Source organism: Actinomycetospora sp. ABD4_176, from assembly GCF_056311855.1.
On the sequence record NZ_CM149974.1, the window covers coordinates 5,226,745 to 5,247,190 of the forward strand.

24 protein-coding genes are annotated in these 20,446 nt (G+C 74.8%); 14 read left to right on the forward strand and 10 right to left on the reverse strand.

What is annotated here, in order from left to right; all coding sequences use genetic code 11:
* The first annotated feature begins 39 nt into the window (after positions 1-39).
* A complete protein-coding gene (locus ACYX4T_RS25275) occupies positions 40-270 on the forward strand; it encodes an antitoxin (protein ID WP_476011968.1) in 231 nt (76 codons plus the stop codon).
* Entirely contained in the window at positions 267-692 is a 426-nt protein-coding gene (locus ACYX4T_RS25280; protein WP_476011969.1) for a TA system VapC family ribonuclease toxin, read from the forward strand. Before ACYX4T_RS25275 ends, ACYX4T_RS25280 begins: the two co-directional genes overlap by 4 nt.
* A 36-nt stretch (positions 693-728) precedes the next feature.
* Here ACYX4T_RS25280 and ACYX4T_RS25285 read toward each other — a convergent pair whose 3' ends face one another.
* Complete coding sequence (locus ACYX4T_RS25285; protein ID WP_476011970.1) at positions 729-1,016, reverse strand: putative quinol monooxygenase; 288 nt, start codon at positions 1,014-1,016, stop codon at positions 729-731.
* A gap of 109 nt (positions 1,017-1,125) precedes the next feature.
* On the opposite strand from ACYX4T_RS25285, the gene ACYX4T_RS25290 reads away from it, so the two are divergent.
* Entirely contained in the window at positions 1,126-1,440 is a 315-nt protein-coding gene (locus ACYX4T_RS25290) for a muconolactone Delta-isomerase (RefSeq protein ID WP_476011971.1), read from the forward strand.
* A 3-nt stretch (positions 1,441-1,443) separates the two neighbouring features.
* Here the strand turns inward: ACYX4T_RS25290 and ACYX4T_RS25295 are convergent, their stop codons facing one another.
* The 3 genes from ACYX4T_RS25295 to ACYX4T_RS25305 form a co-directional block, all read right to left on the reverse strand.
* Positions 1,444-2,463: an LLM class flavin-dependent oxidoreductase gene (locus ACYX4T_RS25295; protein ID WP_476011972.1), complete on the reverse strand. Its 1,020-nt coding sequence runs from the start codon at positions 2,461-2,463 to the stop codon at positions 1,444-1,446.
* A 44-nt stretch (positions 2,464-2,507) separates the two neighbouring features.
* Positions 2,508-2,951 carry a VOC family protein gene (locus ACYX4T_RS25300; RefSeq protein WP_476011973.1) on the reverse strand — a complete coding sequence of 148 codons (444 nt, stop codon included), beginning with the start codon at positions 2,949-2,951 and terminating at the stop codon, positions 2,508-2,510.
* 86 nt (positions 2,952-3,037) lie between these two features.
* Positions 3,038-3,928: an SDR family oxidoreductase gene (locus ACYX4T_RS25305; protein WP_476011974.1), complete on the reverse strand. Its 891-nt coding sequence runs from the start codon at positions 3,926-3,928 to the stop codon at positions 3,038-3,040.
* 144 nt (positions 3,929-4,072) lie between these two features.
* On the opposite strand from ACYX4T_RS25305, the gene ACYX4T_RS25310 reads away from it, so the two are divergent.
* Entirely contained in the window at positions 4,073-4,957 is an 885-nt protein-coding gene (locus ACYX4T_RS25310; protein WP_476011975.1) for a LysR family transcriptional regulator, read from the forward strand.
* A gap of 62 nt (positions 4,958-5,019) precedes the next feature.
* Complete coding sequence (locus tag ACYX4T_RS25315) at positions 5,020-5,913, forward strand: SMP-30/gluconolactonase/LRE family protein (protein ID WP_476011976.1); 894 nt, start codon at positions 5,020-5,022, stop codon at positions 5,911-5,913.
* Positions 5,914-5,924: 11 nt separating this feature from the next.
* Here the strand turns inward: ACYX4T_RS25315 and ACYX4T_RS25320 are convergent, their stop codons facing one another.
* Positions 5,925-6,965 carry a sigma-70 family RNA polymerase sigma factor gene (locus tag ACYX4T_RS25320; protein WP_476011977.1) on the reverse strand — a complete coding sequence of 347 codons (1,041 nt, stop codon included), beginning with the start codon at positions 6,963-6,965 and terminating at the stop codon, positions 5,925-5,927.
* 197 nt (positions 6,966-7,162) lie between these two features.
* Between ACYX4T_RS25320 and ACYX4T_RS25325 the strand changes: the two genes are divergently transcribed.
* Entirely contained in the window at positions 7,163-7,870 is a 708-nt protein-coding gene (locus tag ACYX4T_RS25325; protein ID WP_476011978.1) for a GPP34 family phosphoprotein, read from the forward strand.
* 127 nt (positions 7,871-7,997) lie between these two features.
* Entirely contained in the window at positions 7,998-8,612 is a 615-nt protein-coding gene (locus ACYX4T_RS25330; protein WP_476011979.1) for a hypothetical protein, read from the forward strand.
* 18 nt (positions 8,613-8,630) lie between these two features.
* On the opposite strand, the gene ACYX4T_RS25335 is transcribed toward ACYX4T_RS25330, so the two are convergent.
* The 3 genes from ACYX4T_RS25335 to ACYX4T_RS25345 all read right to left on the reverse strand — a co-directional run bounded on the left by ACYX4T_RS25335 (position 8,631) and on the right by ACYX4T_RS25345 (position 11,023).
* A complete protein-coding gene (locus ACYX4T_RS25335; RefSeq protein ID WP_476011980.1) occupies positions 8,631-9,173 on the reverse strand; it encodes a hypothetical protein in 543 nt (180 codons plus the stop codon).
* A gap of 366 nt (positions 9,174-9,539) precedes the next feature.
* Complete coding sequence (locus ACYX4T_RS25340; protein WP_476015371.1) at positions 9,540-10,724, reverse strand: MFS transporter; 1,185 nt, start codon at positions 10,722-10,724, stop codon at positions 9,540-9,542.
* The gene (locus ACYX4T_RS25345; RefSeq protein ID WP_476011981.1) at positions 10,721-11,023 is read right to left on the reverse strand and encodes a 4a-hydroxytetrahydrobiopterin dehydratase; all 303 of its coding nucleotides are present in this window, start codon (positions 11,021-11,023) and stop codon (positions 10,721-10,723) included. The genes ACYX4T_RS25340 and ACYX4T_RS25345 overlap by 4 nt, the downstream gene beginning before the upstream one ends.
* 44 nt (positions 11,024-11,067) lie before the next feature.
* Between ACYX4T_RS25345 and ACYX4T_RS25350 the strand changes: the two genes are divergently transcribed.
* Positions 11,068-11,475: a (deoxy)nucleoside triphosphate pyrophosphohydrolase gene (locus tag ACYX4T_RS25350; protein WP_476011982.1), complete on the forward strand. Its 408-nt coding sequence runs from the start codon at positions 11,068-11,070 to the stop codon at positions 11,473-11,475.
* Here ACYX4T_RS25350 and ACYX4T_RS25355 read toward each other — a convergent pair.
* Positions 11,441-11,689, reverse strand: a complete 249-nt coding sequence (locus ACYX4T_RS25355) for a hypothetical protein (protein WP_476011983.1) — start codon at positions 11,687-11,689, stop codon at positions 11,441-11,443. The two genes, ACYX4T_RS25350 and ACYX4T_RS25355, sit on opposite strands and share 35 nt — an antisense overlap.
* A 152-nt stretch (positions 11,690-11,841) precedes the next feature.
* Here ACYX4T_RS25355 and ACYX4T_RS25360 point away from each other — a divergent pair, with 152 nt between their 5' ends.
* The 6 genes from ACYX4T_RS25360 to ACYX4T_RS25385 all read left to right on the forward strand — a co-directional run bounded on the left by ACYX4T_RS25360 (position 11,842) and on the right by ACYX4T_RS25385 (position 19,762).
* Complete coding sequence (locus ACYX4T_RS25360; RefSeq protein ID WP_476011984.1) at positions 11,842-14,013, forward strand: ABC transporter family substrate-binding protein; 2,172 nt, start codon at positions 11,842-11,844, stop codon at positions 14,011-14,013.
* Positions 14,014-14,182: 169 nt separating this feature from the next.
* A complete protein-coding gene (locus ACYX4T_RS25365) occupies positions 14,183-15,778 on the forward strand; it encodes a peptide ABC transporter substrate-binding protein (protein WP_476011985.1) in 1,596 nt (531 codons plus the stop codon).
* An 88-nt stretch (positions 15,779-15,866) separates the two neighbouring features.
* Entirely contained in the window at positions 15,867-16,793 is a 927-nt protein-coding gene (locus ACYX4T_RS25370; protein WP_476011986.1) for an ABC transporter permease, read from the forward strand.
* On the forward strand, positions 16,786-17,727 hold the full coding sequence (locus tag ACYX4T_RS25375) for an ABC transporter permease (RefSeq protein WP_476011987.1): 942 nt from the start codon (positions 16,786-16,788) through the stop codon (positions 17,725-17,727). Before ACYX4T_RS25370 ends, ACYX4T_RS25375 begins: the two co-directional genes overlap by 8 nt.
* Positions 17,728-17,729: 2 nt before the next feature.
* Positions 17,730-18,764, forward strand: a complete 1,035-nt coding sequence (locus ACYX4T_RS25380; RefSeq protein ID WP_476011988.1) for an ABC transporter ATP-binding protein — start codon at positions 17,730-17,732, stop codon at positions 18,762-18,764.
* On the forward strand, positions 18,761-19,762 hold the full coding sequence (locus tag ACYX4T_RS25385) for an ABC transporter ATP-binding protein (RefSeq protein ID WP_476011989.1): 1,002 nt from the start codon (positions 18,761-18,763) through the stop codon (positions 19,760-19,762). The genes ACYX4T_RS25380 and ACYX4T_RS25385 overlap by 4 nt, the downstream gene beginning before the upstream one ends.
* A 72-nt stretch (positions 19,763-19,834) precedes the next feature.
* Here the strand turns inward: ACYX4T_RS25385 and ACYX4T_RS25390 are convergent, their stop codons facing one another.
* Positions 19,835-20,401 carry a GNAT family N-acetyltransferase gene (locus tag ACYX4T_RS25390; RefSeq protein WP_476011990.1) on the reverse strand — a complete coding sequence of 189 codons (567 nt, stop codon included), beginning with the start codon at positions 20,399-20,401 and terminating at the stop codon, positions 19,835-19,837.
* Positions 20,402-20,446 lie beyond the last annotated feature (45 nt).

The window sequence follows — 20,446 nt, forward strand, 5'->3', positions numbered from 1 at the left end:
CTTTCCTGCATCACGGGTGAAGCAGATAGGATGCAGCTCATGCGGACCACCGTCGACCTGCCGCCTGCGGTGCACCGCCGAGCCAAGGAGATCGCTGACCGTCGCGGTCTGTCCCTCTCGGCGGTGGTCGCGGAACTGGCGGCGCGCGGGCTGATCCAGCTCGGCGAGCCGCCCGTGATCGGTGTTGACGACCGGTCGGGCTTCCCGGTGGTGAGCGTCGGGCACCGGGTCACCTCGGACGAGGTCGCGACGGTGGTCGACGAGGAGTGACGACCTACCTCCTCGATGCGAACGTCCTCATCGCGCTCACCGTCGCCGAGCACGAGCACCACGACCGCGCATCCACGTGGGCTGCTCACATCGAGCGCTTTGCCGTGTGCCCGGTGGTCGAGGGTGCCCTGGTGAGATTCCTGGTGCGGACCGGCGAGACGCCTTCGGTGGCGACCGCACTGCTGCGAGCCGTCCACGCCATGCCCGGTTGCGCTTTCTGGCCCGATTCCCTGTCCTACACCGACGCGGGCCTCGACCACGTGCGCGGGCACCGGCAGGTGACGGACGCTTACCTCGCGAGCCTCGTCAGCACGACTCCCGAGTCGCGGTTGGCCACGCTCGACGAGGGGCTCGCCCGGGACCTGCCCGGCCTCACCGAGCTGCTTCCGCCCGCCGACGACGTCCCGCCCCGACCTCGGTGATCGTGCTCGAGTGCAGCTCATCCCACGGCGTAGCGCTCAGAACGGGGAGCGCTCGTTCGCCACGTCGAAGAGGCTGACGTGGACCGCCAGCATCTCGTCGCCCACGTCCGGCGCGTGGGCGACGCTGCGCCAGTGGTCGAGATCCTCCTGCGACGCCCAGCGTTCGAGATTGTTGATCCGGCCCGGGTCGACGGAGTCGGCGGTGATCGCCACGTCGAGACAGCCCGGGGCTGCCCGCGCCCGCCGGACGAGGTCGGCGAACTCGGCGACCAGCGCGTCGCGGCGCTCCGGGTCGACCTGGACGTGGCCAGCGATGATGAGCATCGGTCGATCCTACGACAGGACTAGATGATCCCGCGAAGATTCTGGTGCTCGCGCCTGATCGACAGTTGTAGGTTCCGGTTCACCGTCGACACCCCTGCGGAGGCCACCGATGCTCTTCCACCTCGACTTCCACGTGGAGTACGGCGCCACGATGAGTCAGCAGGACCTCTTCAGCACCTGGTCCCGGGAGGCGGAGGCGGCCCTCGGCGCCAAGAAGGCCGGGGTCGTGGTCGACCTGTGGAAGGTCGCCGGCGAGCGGCGCGTCATCGCGATCGTCGACGTCGACAGCCACGACACCCTCGACGAGATCTCCCTGACACTCCCGATCATGGTCGAGATGGGTCAGCACGTGCAGATCACGGTCTCGGCGTTGCGTCGCTACGAGGACTTCGCGAACAACGTCAACAAGCTGCTCGAGAGGTGACGCTCAGCGCCAGCCCAGCTCCGGTGCCAGGTGGGTGAGGACGGCCTCGACGACGTGGGCGTTGTAGTCCACGCCCAGCTGGTTGGGCACGGTCAGCAGCAGCGTGTCCGCCGCGGCGACGGCCTCGTCCTCGGCCAGCTCGGCGACGAGCTTGTCGGGCTCGCCGGCGTAGGTCTTCCCGAACCGCGCGTCGCCGCCGTCGAGGTGGCCGACCTGGTCGGTCGAGTGGCGCTCGCGCCAGAAGAGCTGGCGGTCGAGGTCGCTGACGATCGGGAAGATGCTGCGGCTCACCGACACGCGGGGCTCGCGCTCGTGGCCCGCGGCGGCCCAGGCGTCGCGGAAGCGCTGGATCTGCTCGGCCTGCAGGCGGTGGAACGGGACGCCGGTGTCCTCGGTGAGCAGCGTCGAGCTCATGAGGTTCATGCCCTGCTCGCCGGCCCACTCGGCGGTCGCGCGGCTGCCGGCGCCCCACCAGATGCGGTCGCGCAGGCCCGGGGCGTGCGGCTCGAGGCGCAGCAGGCCGGGCGGGTTCGCGAACATCGGGCGTGGGTTGGGCTGCGCGAAGCCCTCGCCCTGGAGCACGTCGAGGAGGAGCGCGGTGTGGTGGCGGGCCATCTCGGCGTCGGTCTGGCCCTCGGGCGGGGCGTAGCCGAAGTAGCGGTACCCGTCGACGACCTGCTCGGGCGAGCCCCGGCTGATCCCGAGCTGCAGGCGCCCGCCGGAGATGAGGTCCGCGGCGCCCGCGTCCTCGGCCATGTAGAGCGGGTTCTCGTAGCGCATGTCGATGACGCCGGTGCCGAGCTCGATGCGGCTCGTCCTCGCGGCGGCCGCGGCGAGCAGCGGGAACGGCGCGGCGAGCTGGCGGGCGAAGTGGTGCACGCGGAAGTACGCGCCGTCCGCCCCGAGCTCCTCGGCGGCCACGGCCAGCTCGATCGACTGCAGCAGGGCGTCGGCCCCCGACCGCACCTGCGACTGCGGGGACGGCGACCAGTGCCCGAAGGACAGGAACCCGATGCGCTTCACGTTTCAACGAACGATCGCGCACCGGGCGGCATTCCACCGCGGTGTCAGCCGGGGAGCTCCATGTGGAAGATCTCGAGCTGGACGTTGTCCGGGTCGCGGAAGATCAGCGTCGAGTAGGGCATCGGGTCGTCGGTGTCGTTGACGCCGGAGTGCGCGATCCCGAGGCCGTCGAGCCAGCTCGCCCAGGCGTCCAGATCGGGACGGGTCGGGACGGCGAACGCCATGTGGTCGAGCCCGCAACGGCGCTCGTCGGCGGGCTCGCCGGTGTTGCCGGGGTGGTGGTGGATGCCGACGCACAGCCCGGAGGCCGGGTCCATGAGCACCACCCCGTAGCCCTTGTCCTGGTCCTCGTGGTGCGGGAACGATGCGGGCACGCGCGACATCCCGAACACCCGCTCGTACCAGCCCGCGCTCGACTCCGCGTCGCTCGCCGTGACGGAGAAGTGGTGGAAGCCGCCCAGCGCGGGACGGGTCTCGATCGTCGTCATGGTGCGCCCCCCGGAGCCGGAATCCCTGCGGGCTTCGAGGGTGAGGTGCACGGCGGCCCGCGGCCTCGGGGGGTTCCCCCGAACTTTCAGCGAAGACCGGCCGTGGCGAGGTCGAAGTAGTGCCCCTGCTCGAGATCCTCGAGCAGCCCGATCCCGGTCGGCGCCCAGCCGAACCGCTCGCGGGTGAGTGCGCTCGAGGCCGCCATGTCCATCGCGAGGAACATCCCGAGCCACCCGAAGTGCTCGGTCGGGACGCCCTGCACGGGCAGGTCGAGGTGGCGGCCGACGACCTCGGCGATCGCGCGCACCGGCACGCCCTCGTCGGCGACGGCGTGCAGGACGCTGCCGGCGGGTGCCGCCTCGAGTGCGAGGCGGTAGAGCCGGGCCGCGTCGTGGCGGTGCACCGAGGCCCAGCGCTGGCTGCCGTCGCCGGGGTGACCGGCCACACGGGTCTCCTGGGCGATCTCGATGGCGCGCGGGACGAACCCGTGGTCGCCCTCGCCGTGCACCGACGGCGGCAGGCGCAGGGCGATCGCCCGCACGCCCCGGTCGGCGAACGCCAGCGCGGTCTGCTCGGACACCCGCGGCGACCCCTCGGCCGGGACGTCGTCCTCGGTCGCGAGCCGGCCGGTAGCGAGGCCGGCGGTGCCCGCGCTGACCACCAGCGGCCGGTCGGAGCCGACCAGCGCTCCGCCGAGCGCCTCGATGGCGCTCCGGTCGGTCGCGGCGGACGCCGCGAACGCCGCGAAGTCGTGCACGAACGCGGTGTGCACCACCGCGTCCGCCGCCGCGGCGGCCTCGCGCAGCCCGTCGAGGTCGGCGAGGTCGCCCCGGCGTGCCTGAGCGCCCGCCGCGGTCACCGCCGCCACGCCGGCCTCCGACCGCGCCAGGCCGACCACCTCGTGGCCCGCGCCGACCAGCTCGTCGACGACGGCGCTCCCGACGAAGCCCGTCGCACCCGTCACGAAAACCTTCATCACGCACTCCCGAGGAGGAACCCGCCGGACCGCACGGCCCGGCACGACCACCGTCGGGCCGCGGGCCCCGAGGGATCCAAGACCCGTCCCGCACGGCGCGATGCCTCGGAGGCATCACCGCTGCTCACCGCGTAGGTTGAGCACGTGAGCGACCTCGAGCTCCGTGTGGTGCGGTACTTCACCGTCGTCGCCGCGCACCAGCACTTCGGCCGCGCCGCCGAGGAGCTGCGCATCGCCCAGCCGTCGCTGAGCCGCCAGATCCGACGCCTCGAGCACGACCTCGGGGTGCGCCTGCTCGACCGCACGCCGCGCGGCACCCGGCTCACCGCCGCGGGCGAGGCGTTCCTGCCCAGCGCGCGGGAGCTGCTCGCCGCCGCGGCCCGCGCGAGCGCCGACGCCCGGGCCGCCGGCGCGAGCCGCCGCATCACCGTCGGCTACGTCAGCGGGCTGATCGTCACGCCGGCGGTGCGCGCGTTGCGGCGGCGCCACCCCGACGCCGAGGTGCTCGCCCGCCACGTCGACATGACCGTCGCCACGGCCGCGCTGCGCGACCACGAGGTCGACGCGGTCGTCTCGCGCCTGCCGTTCGCCACCGACGGCCTGGACGTCACCGAGCTCTACGCCGAGCCCCGCGTGGTCGTCGTCCCGCGCGACCACCGGCTCGCGGGCAAGGAGTCGGTGGGCGTCGACGACATCGCCGACGAGCCGCTGCCCCGCGTGCGCGGTGCGGACCCGGCGTGGACCGCGTTCTGGCTGCTCGAGCCGCACCGCGGCGGGCGGCCCGCCCCCGACGGCCCGCTCATCGCCGACCTCGAGGACAAGTTCGAGACGGTGGCCGCCGGCGAGGCCCTGGCGATCGCCGTCGGCACCCCGGGCATGCGGCTGCGCCCCGACCTCGTGGCGGTGCCCCTCGACGGCGTCGACCCCGTGCGCGTCGTCGTCGCCACCCGCGCCGGGGAGCGCCACCCGCTCGTCGTCGACTTCGTGCGCTGCGCCGCCGCGACCCTGCCCGACCGCCCCGAGGCTTGACGCCCGCCCCTGCCTGCCCCGATCGTGCGCACACCGACGATCACCGGTCTCGAGGAGGAGCCGTGGGGCAGCAGGACTTCGACGTGGTGTCCGACGGCTGGTCGTTCCTCGAGGCGCCGCGGTGGCACGAGGGCCGGCTCTGGGTGTCGGACTTCTACACCGAGAGGGTCGTGGCGATCGACCCGGACGGCGGCCACGAGGTGATGGCACACGTGCCGGAGCAGCCGTCCGGGCTGGGGTTCCTGCCCGACGGCCGCGCGCTGATCGTCTCCATGCGCGACCGGCGCATCCTGCGCCGCGAGGACGACGGGTCGCTGGTGGAGCACGCCGACCTGTCGGGCCTGGTGGAGCCGGTGCTCAACGACATGATCGTCGACGAGCGCGGCGGCGCGTACGTCGGCAACTTCGGCTTCGACCTCATGTCCGGCGCGCCGATCGCCCGCACGACGCTGACCTACGTCGACCCCGACGGCTCCCCGACGACCATCGCCGACGACCTGCTCTTCCCCAACGGCATGGTGCTGTTCGACCGCGTCCTCGTCGTCGCCGAGACGTTCGGGGCGCGCCTGACCGCGTTCGACGTCGCCGCGGACGGCGGGCTGGCCCGGCGCCGGGACTGGGCGCGGCTCGGGCCGCCGCCGACCACCGACGACGTCGGCGAGGCGCTCGGCGCGCTCACGGTCGCCCCGGACGGGATGGGGGGCGACGCCGAGGGCGCGATCTGGGTGGCCGACGCCCTGCACCAGCGGGTCCTGCGCGTGGCCGAGGGCGGCGAGGTGCTCGAGGAGCGGCCCACCGGCGGCCTCGGCGTCTACGCCTGCATGCTCGGCGGCGACGACGGGCGCACCCTCTACGCCTGCGCGGCCCCGTCGTTCGCCGAGCACGAGCGGCGGCCGGTGCGCGAGGCCGTCCTGCTCGCCACCCGGGTCGAGGTGCCCCACGGCGGGCGGCCCTGACGGCGAGGAGATCATCCGGGAGCCCCGACCGGCGTGTCCGCCGGCAGCGTCGCCGGCAGGCCGGCCAGCGCCAGGTGCTCGGGGCCGATGAACGCCGTGACCTCGGCGATCCGCCCGTCCGTCGCGAGCGTGAGCACGTCGAGCACCATGCCCCGCCAGGTCCCGGCGTCGGAGTCCCACGTGTAGCAGCCGACGGCGAGCTGGCCGTTGGCGCGGCCCGGGACGTGGCGCCAGGGCGTGCGCAGCGGCGCGGCCTCGAGGAACGCGGAGACCGCCGCGGTGCCCCGGTACCACTCCGCGTTCGGCGGCATGGCCCACGTGACGTCCGCGGTGAGCAGGCCGATCAGCGTCTCGGCGTCGCCGGCCTCGAGCGCCGCGGTGTAGCGCGCGACGGTGGCGGCGAGCTGCGCGTCGGGCAGGGCGCGCAGCGTGCGCTGCTGGCTCGGCCCGTCGACCTTGGCGGCCAGCGTGGCCCGCGCGCGCTGGACGGCGCTGTTCACCGACGCCGTCGTCGTCGCCATCATCGTCGCGACCTCGGCGGCGGAGAAGCCGAGGACCTCCATCAGCAGCAGCGCGGCGCGCTGGTTGCCCGGCAGGTGCTGCAGCGCGGCGACGAACGCGAGCTCGACCGCCTCCCGCTCCTCGACCGTCGCGTCCGGGAGGTCCGGGTAGGGGCCGAGCCAGGCCACCTCGGTGCGCGGCGGGTCGTCCCCGGGCTGCTCGCTCGACGGCCCGAGATCCATCGGTAGCGCGCGTCGGCCGCGTCGCCCGAAGGCGTCGAGGCTCGCGTTGGTGGCGACGGTGTAGAGCCACGACCGCAGCGCGCCCGGACGGTCCGGCCGGCCCTCGAAGCGCGCGATCGCGCGCCAGGCGCGCAGCAGGGCGTCCTGCAGGGCGTCGTCGGCGTCGTGGACCGACCCGAGCATGCGGTAGCAGTGGGCGTGCAGCTCGCGGCGCAGCGGCGCGACGAGCCGTTCGAACGCCGCGTCGTCGCCCGCCCGCGCGCGCTCGAGATCGGGATCGGGGGCGGGCCCGACCGGCGTCGTGCTCATGGGCCGGAGTGTGCCGCGTGGGCCCGACAGCGCGATCCTGCCGCCGGCCTCTGCCGCCCGCTCCTCACAGCGCGCCACCGCCGCTCCGGCCGCACGGCCGACCGGTGTGACCCGGGCGGACGCACCGCTCGACGCCGCGTGCCGCCGCCCGGGGACTGCTCGCTCGGGTGGGGGACGAACGTGCCTAGGCTGTCTCCGTGCGCTCGGATCGGTGGTCGTCCCGGACCGCGGAGCTGACGCTGCCCGAGAGGGTGGCGTGGGTCCTCGGCGACGACCACGGCCGGCCCGTCTCGACGTTGACCGAACCCGCGGGCCTGCTCGTCGCGGCCGCGATGGTGGAGCTCCTGCTCGACGCGTCCCTCCTCGACGCGGGGACGGCCTACCGGCGGGGCCCGGTGGAGGTGCACGATCCGCTGCTGTCGTGGGTGGCCGACGGGCTGCTGGCCCACGGCGGCGCCAAGGCCGACCTGCAGCACGCCGTGACGGGGGCGCGCGGGGCCCAGATGATCCGCCGGACGATGGACCGCCTCGTCGAGCGCGGCCTCGCGGGCCGCGAGCCGCGGCGGGTGTTCGGCTACCTCGCGATGCCGGTGTTCGGGTCGGCGCTGCGCGTGCACGAGGTCGACGCGCTGCACCACGACCGGTCGGCGGTGCGCGCCGTCCTCGACGGGGAGGACCCCGACGAGGCGGTCGCGATGCTCGTGGTCCTGCTGCACCACGGGCGCCGGGTGCGCGACCTCAGCCCCGTCGAACTCACCCGCGCCTCCCGCCGGGCGCGCGCGATCGCCGACGGCCGGCACGTGACGCTCGGCGTCGCGCAGGACATCCGCCGGCTCGTGTCGCCGACCGTCGCGTCGGTGCTGGCCGCGCTGACCGCGACCACGGTCATCGGTTCGGACCGCTGATCGCGGCCCCGGGGCCGCAGCCCGAAGATTTCCTTCGTCCGGACCCCCTGCCGAAGCGGGGAAAACGGATTACGGTAGGGCCTCCGAACCGGGCGCGAGGGCCCGGGGCCGGGGAAGGGAGCTTCCCATGACGTCCACCCGCCCTCCGGAGGGCCTGCCCGTCCTCGAGGCCGGCGCGCACCGCGACGCCGAGGCCGGCAGCTGTCTCATGGAGTACGTCTCCGTGCTCGCCGGTGAACGCTTCAGCGACCGGCCCCGCTGCACCCATCCCGCCCTCGCGGCGGTGGCCTGGCAGGTCAACGACGCCGTGTCGTCGGCGACCCGCCAGCAGCTGGCCACCCGCGCGGTCACCCTGATCGGTCTCGGCCGCGCCGCCGGCGTCGAGGTCCGCCCGATCGTCCTCGCGACGATCGCCCGGGCGGGCCTCGCGATCGACCCGGGCAACCGCTTCTTCCCGCGCCTGCAGCGCCGCCTCGAACGCCGCGCCGCCGTCGCGCCCCGCCGGCGGGGACGCGGTGAGGACGGCGACGGCGGGCGTCTGGCGACCCTGCTGCACGTCGGGCCGGTCAACCACGCCTGCGCGCACCTGCTCGTCGCCGCCCGCGTGGCCGACCTCGACGCCGAGGCCCGCGACCGTGTCCTGCTCGGGCTCCTCGACGACACGATCGCCGCGGTGCGCGACGCCGAGCGCCGGGCGCGCGCCGGGGAGACCGCCGCCCGCGCGGCGGTGCCCGCGGGCTGAGGGCGGGGTCGGCCCACGTCACCCCAGGCCCAGGCGCACGCACGTCCCGTCGAGCAGGCGCTCGAGGCAGACCTCGGCGCGCACCCCGCCGGACGAGCCGCTGTCCGGCCTGCTCGCGGGGCGCTCCGACGACCCGTCCGAGCGCCCTGAGCTGCTCGACCCGCCCGAGCGCGCCGGCGGGTCGTCGCGGTCGTCCTCCCGTGAGCCCGCGTCGGTCACGCGCGACGGTGTGCGCTCCCGCGTGCTCCCATCGGTCGCGCGGTCCGTGCTGCGCGCCGGGCGCGGGTCGGCGACGGCGGCGTTCGCGGGGCTCGGAGCGCCGGCCGGGATCGCGGTGGGGTCCGCGGGCGGGGCACCGGGCAGGGCCGCTCCGGGCGGCGGGGCGACCGGGCCGACCGCGCCGGAGGGGGCCGGGGCGGTCCCGGGGCCCGGACGCGCGGCGTCCGGACGGCCCGTGGTCGTCGAGTCCGAGAGCGTGCCCGGCGTCAGGTAACCGACATGCGCGGACCCGAGCATGACGACGGCGCCGAGCAGCGCCGCGAGCAGCACCTTCTTCACCACGCCGGCCTCCGAGCGCGCTCCGCCACACCTGCCCCGGTGATCTCCCGCGTCCCGGGCAGCCGGACATCGCGGGCGGGATCGGGCTCGTGACCTGCGACGACGCGCTCTCCCCCGATTGCGTACGGGGATCACCCGAGGGGAGGCCCGGCGGCCCGTGCGCGTGATCGACGGCGGCCGGTCGGGCGACGGTCAGCCACGGGCGAGCGACGGTGAGCGGGCGACGCGAGCGCCGGCGCCCGTGCTGGCGAAGGGTGCCCGTCGCCCGTCTATGCGATCGAAGGTGCCCTTCGTTCAGCAGCCGCGCGGGGCTCTCGTGCTGGCGAAGGGTGCCCCTCGCCCGTCTATCCGACCGAAGGTGCCCTTCGCTCAGGAACCGCGCGGCCCCCGCCCGCCCACCACCGCGACCGGGACGGCGAGGAGGCAGGCCGCGGCGGCGGCGACGAACGACGCCGGGCCGCCGGCGGCCCCGAGCACCGCGGCGAGGGCGGCCGCGCCGAGGCCGGTGCCGGCGTCGTAGGCGGTGTTCCACCAGGTGCTCGCGGCGCCGGAGCGGTCGGGGCCGGCGCGGGCGAACAGGGCGATGAGGGTGTCGCTCTGCACCGCCCCGAACCCGAGCCCGACGAGCACCGCGCCGGCGAGCACCGCCGCGCCCGCGGTGGTCCCGCCCGCGGCCACCACCCCGGCGCCCGCCGCGACGAGCAGCAGGCCGACGACGGTGACGGCCGGTGTGCGCACCCCGCGTCCGGGCCGGTCGGCGAGCTCGCCCGCGACCCCGCGACCGGCGAGCTGGCCCGCGGTGAGGACGGCGAGCGCGACGGCGGCGGTGGCGGTGCCGCCGGCGAGGCCGGAGCCCGTGGCCGGCGTCCACAACGGCAGCACCGTGATCACCCCGCCCGCGGCCGCCGCCGACACGACCATGGCCGACCACGGCGCCACGACGATCGACGCCGGCAGGCCGCCGGCGCGCTGCCGGGGTGCCGCGCGGGTCGTCGGCAGGCGACCGCACACCAGCGCCGCGACGACGGGCAGCGCGGCGCCGACCAGGAGCACGAGGGCCGCGTCGAGCGCCTCGTAGGCCCACACGCCGCCGCTGAGCAGCACGAGCTGCGGCAGGCCGACCGCGACGCCGTAGAGCCCGATGGCCCGCCCGCGGCGACCTTCCGGCGCGAGGTCGGCGGTGAGCGCCGCCCCGGTCACCGTGACCAGCCCGAATCCGATCCCGCGCACCACCGCCACCGCGAGCAGGACCGGCAGCGCCGCCGTCGCCGCGAGCAGGACCGCCGGCGCGCCCATCGCGAGCACGCCGGCGGTCATCGCCGCGCGCGGACCCACCCGGCGCAGCACGGCGGGCACCGTCAGCTGCGCGGCGACCGTGGCCGCCATGAACACGCCCGTCGTCGCGCCGGCGGCCGCCGGGCTCGCCCCGCCCGCGGCCGCGTGCACCGGCACCACGGGCAGGAGCAGCGCGTACCCGCCGAAGGCGAGCACGGTCGCGGCGAGGACCGCGACGAACGCCGGCGACCGGAGGGAGCCGCCGGGGGAGGTGCTCAGGAGGCGCCGCGGCGGTCGAGCACCGAGGAGATCTGCGCGGCGAGGTCGGTGTCCTTGGCGGTCAGACCGCCCTCGGAGTGCGTCGACAGCTTGAACTTGAGGCTGTTGAAGCGGATGTCCATGTCCGGGTGGTGGTCGGCCTCCTCGGCGAGGTCGGCGACCTCGCCGACGGTCGCGATCGCCTCGCGGAAGCTCGCCAGCTTCGCGAAGCGCACGATCGTCGCGTCGTCCTCGCGCTGCCAGCCGGGCAGGCCGTCGAGGGCCTGCGCGATCGCGTCCTCTCCCAGGAGCTCAGCCATGCCCGGATCCTGGCACGCGCGCCGCGACCCGCACACTCGTGACCGTGGAGCGGATCGTCGTCGGGGCCGCGCTCGTCCGGGACGGGCGGGTGCTCGCGGCCCGGCGCACCCGCCCCGCCGCCGCGGCCGGGCGCTGGGAGCTGCCCGGGGGCGCGGTGGAGCCGGGCGAGGACGAGGCGACCGCGCTGGCCCGCGAGCTGCGCGAGGAGCTGGACCTCGCCGTCGCCGTCGGCGACCGGCTGGGTCCCGAGGTGCCGCTGGCGGGGGAGCGGGTGCTGCGCATCCGGGTGTGCGCGAGCGCGGGGGAGCCGACGGCCCTCGAGCACGACGCGCTGCGCTGGCTGGGCCCCGACGAGCTCGACGACGTCGACTGGCTGGACTCCGACCGCGCCGTCCTGCCGGCGCTCGCGGACCTGCTCAGGCCGCCCGGGCCTTCTTCAGCGCCTTCTTGAGGTCCTTGCCGGAGACGCCGGCCTCGGACAGGCGCGCGGCCGCCAGCAGCACCACCGGGCATCCCTTGCAGCGCGGCGAGGACCGGCAACACTTCTTCTTGATCTTCTTGGCACCGGTGAGCGGGGCGGCGTGCGCGAGGTGGGCCAGGTGGAGCGGCACCTTCGGCGACCTCGGGACCTCGGCCGGCCTGCCGTCCTTCCCGCCCTTGCCCATGAGGTGAGGCTAACCTCCGTTCTGGCGTCCGGACCAGACCCCTCGGGCCCCGGCCCGGGCGACCGTGTCACGATGAGGATTCCGGTACGGCCGGTGTCGCCGACCGGGTCGACCAGGAGCACCACCCCCGAGGCAGAAGGGCCGGCGCCGGCGTGAGCGGTCCCCGACGTGCCGTCGGAGTCCTCCCGGCCCTGCTGGCCGCCCTCGCGATCCTGGTGGGCTGCTCCGGCGAGCCACCGCCCGTCGTCGGCCAGGTGCCGACGCCCGCGCCCGCCCCGACCCCGCAGCTGGAGCCCGACCCCAGCGAGCTCCGGATCGGTGTCGACGACCTCGGGGTCGGCTTCAACCCCCACCGCGTCGCCGACGACACCCCGCTCTCGCGCGCCATGGCCGCGCTCGTGCTCCCGTCGGCGTTCCGCCCCGGCCCGGACGGCGAGCCGCGGCTCGACACCGCGGTGGTGACCTCGGCGCGCGTCACGGAGACCGAGCCGTTCACCGTCTCCTACGAGATCGCCCCGGCGGCGACCTGGTCGGACAACGCGCCGGTCGCGGCCGAGGACTTCGTCTACCTCTGGCAGCAGATGCGCAGCCAGCCCGGCGTGGTGGGCGCCGCGGGCTACCGTGCGATCAGCGACGTGCGCTCCCGCGCGGGCGGCAAGGCCGTCGACGTCGTCTTCGACCGGCCCTACCCGGCGTGGCCGACGCTCTTCGACCACCTGCTGCCCGCGCACCTGCTCAAGGACGCCCCCGGCTCGTGGGGCGGCGCGCTGACCGACAGCATCCCGGTCTCGGCCGGGCCGTTCGTGGTCCGCGTCGTCGACCGTATCCGTGGGCAGGTCACCCTCGCCCGCAACGATCGTTTCTGGGGCACCCCGGCGGTCCCCGACGAGATCGTGTTCCAGGCGGCCGAGGCGTCCTCGCTGATCGACCGGGTCCGCTCCGGCGACGTGCAGGCCACCCAGTTCCGCGCGGACGCCGACGACCTCGCCGCGCTGCGGACCGTGGGCGCGGGACTCACCGTCCGCACCCTGCCCGAGCCCGCGCTGGTGCAGCTCGTCCTGCGCAGCGACGACGGGCCGCTCGCCGACCTGCGCGTCCGGCGCGCGGTGGCCGCGGCGACCGACCGCTCCGCGCTGCGCGACGTCGGTACCGACGGCGGGCCCGCGGCGACGCTGCCCGCCGACGCCTTCGCTCGCGCGCCGTCGCAGCCCGGCTACCGCGCCACCCTGCCGGCCGACTCGCCCGCGGCCCGCCGGGACCTCGACGAGACCGCGCGCCTGCTCACCGAGGCCGGCTACACCCGCGGTGCGGACGGCACCTGGGAGCGGGGCGGGCAGCCGCTGATCCTGCGCCTCGCCGCCCCGCCGCAGGTCGCGCCCTACGGGCGGTTGATCGCGACGTTGGGGACGCAGCTGCGCGCGGCCGGGATCGCCTCGGTGGTCGTGGCCGACGGGGGCACCGCGGGCTTCTCGCCCGGCCGCGGCCCGGCGTCGACCACCACCACCGGCCCGCCGGCCGGGGCGATCCTCGCGACCACCCCGACCCCGACCCCGGGCGGCGGCACCCCGAGCGGCACCCCGAGCAGCACCACGAGCCCGGGCAGCACCACCTCGACGACCACCACGGTGCCGCCGATCCCGAACTCGCCGTCGGACCTCGCCGTCGCGGACGTGTCGGTGCAGGCCCTGCCGATCGGCAGCGACCCGATCGCCGACCTCGCCTCCGTCGTCGGCTGCCCCGGCGGGCGGGCCCCGGCGACGTCGGGCCGCACCGGTGTCGACCCCGGCGTCGACCTCGCCGCCGAGGTGGCCCCGGCCACGCCCGCGGCCCCGGGGGCGACCGCCGCCCCGCCGAGCACCGCCGCCGCGCCGACCAGCACGTCCCCGCCGACCAGCGCCGCGCCGCCCGCGTCGGCCACCGGCGCGGCGCCGACGTCCACCGACGCCGCCGGCCCCTCCGACCCCTCCTCCACGGCGGCCACGACGCCCGACGCGAGCGAGGTCGAGGAGCTCACCGAGGAGCTCGCCGAGCCCCAGGCCTCCGAGGCCCTCACCCCGTCGGGGTTCTGCGACCCGGCGCTGCAGTCGCTGCTCGACGCGGCCTCGTCCGGCGCCGTCTCGACCGACACGGCGCTGGCGCTCGCCGAGCCCTCGCTGTGGTCGTCGTTGCCGACGATCCCGCTCTTCCAGGCCGCGTCGGTGCTGGTCGGGCCCACCGACCGGACCGACGTCGTGGTGCCGCCGCTGACCGAGAGCCCGTTCGCCGGCGCCGACCGCTGGACCCCGCCGCCCGCGACCGAGCGGGGCGACGACGGCATCAACTGACGGCCGCCACCTGACGTTTACGTGACGGTTCACGTGAACGTTCCCGAGAACTCTTGCCGACTTCTTGGCGAACGCTAAGGTTTCCCGCGACCGAGTGACGGGCGGTGACGACGCGATCGCGCCGCGCGAGCGACCGGTCCCCTGGACACCTCGAGGAGGAACGTTGTCGATGCGCCGCCTGGTCACCGCCGTGGCCGCCGCGCTGGCCGTGGCGCTGGTCGCCACCGCGTGCGGCGGGGGAGGGGGCGACGAGCAGTCGGCCCAGACGGTGACCCTCGACTGGGGTGAGCCGGAGAACCCGCTCATCCCCGGGAACACCACCGAGCAGAACGGCGGGGACGTCATCGACGCGCTGTTCGCCGGTCTGGTCCGCTACAACGTCGACACCGCGGCCCCGGAGCTCGAGGCCGCGCAGGCCATCGACACGACCGACAACCGGACGTTCACCATCCGGCTGGAGCCCGGCTGGACGTTCCACGACGGCACGCCGGTCACCGCGCAGAACTACGTGGACGCCTGGAACTGGACGGCCTACGGGCCGAACGCCGCGCAGGCGCAGTCGTTCATGGAGAAGATCCAGGGCTACGACGAGGTCAGCACCGAGAACCCGACGGTGCCGACGATGAGCGGGCTGCGCGTGGTCGACCCGCAGACGTTCACCGTCACCCTCAAGCAGCCCTTCACGATCTTCCCGACCACGCTCGGGTACTCGGCCTACTACCCGCTGCCGACCGCGTTCTTCCAGAACCAGCAGGCCTGGGAGGAGCGCCCGGTCGGCAACGGCGAGTACCGCTTCGAGTCGCGGACCCCGAACCAGAACCTGACGCTGGTGCGCAATGACCAGTACGCGGGCGACATCAAGCCGTCGGTGCCGCGCCTGGACTTCCGCGTCTACTCCGAGCTCCAGGTCGCCTACGACGACCTGGTGTCGGGCAACCTCGACCACGTCAAGGCCATCCCGTCCTCCGCGCTCTCGGGCGGCCAGTGGCGCCAGGACCTCGGCGACCGGGCCCACCTCAAGGAGGGCCTGAGCACGACCACGCTCACCTTCCCGCTCTACGACCCGCGGTTCGCCGACCCGCGCGTGCGCCAGGCGATGTCCATGGCGATCGACCGCCGGGTGATCGTCGACCAGCTGTTCAACGGCGTCTACAACCCCATGGACGGGCTCGCCACGTCGGCGGCCGAGGGCTACGTCCCGAACCAGTGCGGCGAGGCCTGCACGTTCGACCCGCAGCGTGCCCAGCAGCTCCTGGCCGAGGCCGGCGGCTTCCAGGGCCCGCTCACCCTGACCGCCAACTCCGACGGCGGGCACGACGTGTGGATGCAGGCGGTGACCAACCAGCTGCGCCAGAACCTCGGCGTCGACGCCCGCTACACCCCGGTGCCCTCGTTCTCCGAGCAGCGGCGCCTGGCCAACTCCCAGGGCTTCACGGGCCTGTTCCGCACCGGGTGGATCGGCGACTACCCGAACATCGAGACGTTCCTGACCCAGCTCTACCGGACCGGGGCGTCCTCCAACGACGGCGGCTACTCCAACCCGGCCGTCGACGCCGCCCTCACCGCGGCCGACCAGGCCCCGACCCGCGAGGCCGCCGAGGCCGGGTACCAGCAGGCCGAGCGCCTCATCCTGGCGGACATGCCCGTCATCCCGATCTACACCCGGCCGATCGTCTACGGCGACTCGCAGCGGCTGGCCAGCGGCGAGCGCAACCCGCTCGACCGCCTGGTGACCACGTCGTTCCAGCTCGCCCCCCAGGGCTGAGGCCCGCGACCGACCTCCACCACCGTCCCCCGCGGCCGCCCACCGACGTGCGGCCGCGGGGGACGGGTCGGCGCGAAGGGAGCCTTCCGTGGGCCGCTACACCGCGCGGCGCCTGCTGCAGCTCGTCCCGGTCTTCCTCGGGACGACGTTCCTCGTCTACTTCCTCGTCTGGGGCATCTCCGACGACCCCTTCGCGGGCAAGTGCGGCCAGCGCGCCTGCTCGCCGTCGTTCATCGCCGAGATGACCGAGCGCTACAACCTCGACGACCCGCTGATCCTGCAGTACCTCAAGTACCTCGGCCAGCTGCTCCAGGGCGACTTCGGCCAGACGTTCTCCGGCACCGAGGTGTCGACGCTGATCGCCGACGCCTACCCGATCACCATCAAGCTCGCCCTGGTCGCGGTGGCCATCGAGGCCGTCGTCGGCGTCGCGGCGGGCGTGCTCACCGGCCTGCGCGGGCGCGGGTTCGTCGACAACCTCGTGCTCGTCTCGACCCTCGTGCTGATCGCCCTGCCCGTGTTCGTGACCGGCCTGGTCCTGCGCCAGGTGCTCGGTGTGGAGCTCGGCTGGATCCGGCCCTCGGTGCCCGGGGACCCGACGCTCGGGCAGCTGTTCGTCCCGGGCCTGGTGCTCGGGAGCCTGTCGATGGCCTACGTCGCGCGGCTGACCCGCACGAGCCTCATCGAGAACAAGCGGGCCGACTTCGTCCGCACCGCGGTGGCGAAGGGGCTCACGCGCCGCCGCGTCGTCGGGGTGCACATGCTGCGCAACTCGCTCATCCCCGTCGTGACGTTCCTCGGCTACGACATCGGGGCGCTCATGGGCGGGGCCATCCTCACCGAGGGCGTGTTCAACATCCGCGGGATCGGCGGTCTCGTCTTCCGCGGCATCCAGCAGCAGGACATCGCCACCGTCGTCGGGATCGTCGCCCTGCTGGTCATCGTCTTCCTGCTGGCCAACCTGGTCGTCGACCTGCTCTACGCCGTGCTCGACCCGAGGATCCGCTATGACTGACACGACGGCGACCGCGCCGGCCCAGGGAGCGCCCGGCGGCGCCGGGCCGGAGGAGACCGGTCCCGGCACCGGCGGCCTGTGGGCCGACGGTTGGGCCCAGTTGCGCCGCCGGCCCCTGTTCTGGATCGGCTCCGCGCTGATCCTCGTCCTGCTGGTGATGGCGGTGTTCCCGTCGGTGTTCACCTCGACCGACCCGCAGATCGCCGACCTCGCCCTCTCGGGCGCCGACCCGTCCCCGGACGCGATCTTCGGGCGGGACCTGCAGGGCCGCGACATCTACGCCCGCACCATCTACGGTGCCGCACCGACCCTGACGGTCGGCTTGCTCGCGAGCGTCGGCTCCGTGCTCCTCGGGTCGCTCGCCGGCCTCGCGGCCGGGTTCTACGCCGGGTGGGCCGACGTCCTCGTCTCGCGGGTCGCCGAGGTCTTCGCCGGGCTGCCGTTCATCCTGGGCGGCATCGTCATCCTCACCACGTTCAACGACCCCGGCCAGGTGGTGGGCGAGGTCCGCATCGTCGCCCAGGTGGTGCTCACGATCGTCGTGCTGACGTGGCCGCTCGCGATGCGCATCATGCGCGCCGCCGCGATCGAGGCGAGCCAGCAGGAGTACGTCAAGGCCGCCCGCGCGCTCGGCGCCGGCCCGCTGCGCATCCTGACGCGCCACATCCTCCCGAACACGCTGGCCCCGGTGCTCGTGTTCGCCACCATCCAGTTCGGCGTGTTCATCGGCGCCGAGGCGGCGCTGTCGTTCCTCGGCATCGGTCTGCGCGACCCCGTGGTGTCCTGGGGCGTGATGATCTCCGAATCGCAGGAGCGCGTCGCGGACATCCCGCAGGCCCTGTTCTTCCCGGCCCTCTTCCTCGTCGTCGCGGTGCTCGCCTTCGTCATGCTGAGCGACGCCGTGCGCGACGCCTTCGACCCGAGGGGGCGCTGACCATGGCGCGCTTGCTGGAGGTCGAGGACCTCCACGTCGAGTTCGGCACCGGGCGCGACACCGCGCACGTGCTCAACGGCGTCGGCTACCACGTCGACGAGGGCGAGACGCTCGCGGTGCTCGGCGAGTCCGGGTCGGGCAAGAGCGTCACCGCGCAGACGGTGATGGGCATCCTCGACACCCCGCCCGGGCGGATCACCGGCGGCGCCGTGCGCTTCCGGGGCGAGGAACTGCTCGGCGCCGACGAGGAGCGCCGCCGGCTCCTGCGCGGCGAGTCGATGGCGATGATCTTCCAGGACGCGCTGTCGGCCCTGAACCCCGTCTACTCGGTCGGCTTCCAGATCGCCGAGCAGTTCCGGTTCCGCCGCGGCATGTCGCGCAAGGACGCGACGGCGCGGGCGGCCGAGATGCTCGACCTGGTGCGCATCCCGAACGCGAAGCAGCGCGTGAAGGAGTACCCGCACCAGTTCTCCGGCGGCATGCGCCAGCGGGCGATGATCGCGATGGCGCTCGCGCTCGACCCGGAGCTGCTCATCGCCGACGAGCCGACCACCGCCCTCGACGTCACCGTGCAGGCGCAGATCATGGACCTGCTCGACGAGCTGCGCCGCGAGCGGGGGATGGGCCTGGTGCTCATCACCCACGACCTCGGGGTCGTCGCCGAGGTCGCCGACCGGATCGCGGTGATGTACGCGGGACGGATCGTCGAGCACACCGACGCCGCCACGCTCTACGCGCGCCCCGGGCACCCCTACACGCGCGGGCTCATGGACTCGGTGCCGCGCGTCGACGACGCCCGTGGCGCCACCCTGCGCCCGATCCCCGGCCTGCCGCCGAGCCTGTCGGCGATCCCGAACGGCTGCCCGTTCCACCCGCGGTGCGCCTACGCGCAGGACGTGTGCACCGACGAGGTGCCGCTCCTGCGCGAGGTGGCGGGCTCGTCGGCGGCCGGCCACCAGGCCGCGTGCCACTTCGCCGAGCGCTTCGTCGCCGAGGGCCCCGACCGTCCGTCGACCCAGGAGGTGGCGTCGGGATGAGCGATCCGATCCTGTCCGTCCGCGACCTGGTCAAGCACTTCCCGGTCACGCGCGGCGTGGTCTTCCGCAAGACCATCGGGCACGTCCGCGCCGTCGACGGGGTGTCGCTGGACCTGCACCCGGGCGAGACGCTCGGGGTGGTCGGGGAGTCGGGCTGCGGCAAGTCGACGCTGGCCCAGGTGCTCATGCGCCTCACGCCGCCGACGAGCGGGACGGCGACCTTCGAGGGCGAGGACCTCTTCGCCAAGCACGGCGCGGCGCTGACCGCGTGGCGCCGCGACATGCAGATCGTCCTGCAGGACCCGTACACCTCGCTGAACCCGCGCAAGACGGTCGGCGACATCGTCGGCGAGCCCTTCGAGATCCATCCCGAGGTGGCGCCGAAGGGCGATCGGCAGCGTCGCGTGCAGGAGCTGCTCGAGCTCGTCGGGCTCAACCCCGAGCACATCCGCCGCTACCCGCACCAGTTCTCCGGCGGGCAGCGCCAGCGCATCGGCATCGCGCGCGCGCTGGCCCTCCGGCCCAAGGTCATCGTCTGCGACGAGCCGGTGTCGGCGCTCGACGTGTCGATCCAGGCGCAGGTGCTCAACCTGCTGCAGGACCTGCAGCGCGAGCTCGGGCTGGCCTACCTGTTCATCGCCCACGACCTCGGCGTCGTGCGCCACCTCTGCGACCGCGTCGCGGTGATGTACCTCGGCTCGATCGTCGAGACCGGGACCGCCGAGCAGATCTACGGGCGAGCGTCGCACCCGTACACCCAGGCGCTGCTCTCCTCGGTGCCGGTGCCCGACCCGACCGTGCGCCGCGAGCGCATCGCGATCGAGGGCGACGTCCCCAGCCCGGCCGACCCGCCGTCGGGCTGCCGGTTCCGCACCCGCTGCCCGAAAGCGGCCCCGGTCTGCGCGGAGGACCCGCCGGCCCTCGAGGTGCGCCCGTCGACCGACCACCCCGCGGCCTGCCACTTCGCCGAGCCCCCGCACCTGGTGCGCGCCGAGTAGCCGCCCGGTGTCAGCGAAGTGCCGTCGCTGACGTTCAGTGTCCGTATCGTTCCTTCGATCACCGCGGGCCCGCTACAGCCCGCGACCGTCCTGGGCGAGCAGGTGCGCGGCGGGCCAGTCCGCCAGCGGGCGGCCCGCCGCGTGCACCATCGCAGGGTCCTCGTCGGTGACGACGCGGTCGTCGATGCCGACCATGCGCACCGCCACGTCGGCCAGGCGCGTCCAGCCCACGGCGCGGTAGAAGCCCTCGACGTCGGGCCCGCAGGTCAGGAAGCCGAACGGGACGTCGAGGCCCACGAGGGTGTCCACGACCTGCGCCATCAGCGCGCGGCCCAGGCCGCCGCGGTGCTGGTCGGGGTCGACGGCGACCAGGCCGACGTGGCCGACGAGCACGTCGCGCCCCAGGCCGTCGTGCGGATCGGCGCGGAGGAACCGGCGGATGACCCCGGCGTGCGCGACGGGGACGCCGGCCTCGCGGGCGACGACGCGCAGCTCGGGGCGCGCGCCGGTCCAACTGCGCGCGCCGACCAGCCGGTGCGCCTCGTCCGGGTAGGCCCGCGCGAGGAGCGCGGTCAGCGGCTCGTGGTCCGCGTCGTCGACGTCGGTCTCCCAGGACACCGACCAGTGCAGCTCCGTCACCGCTCTCCTCCCGCTCGCGCGCTGTGACGTCATACCCGGTGACCG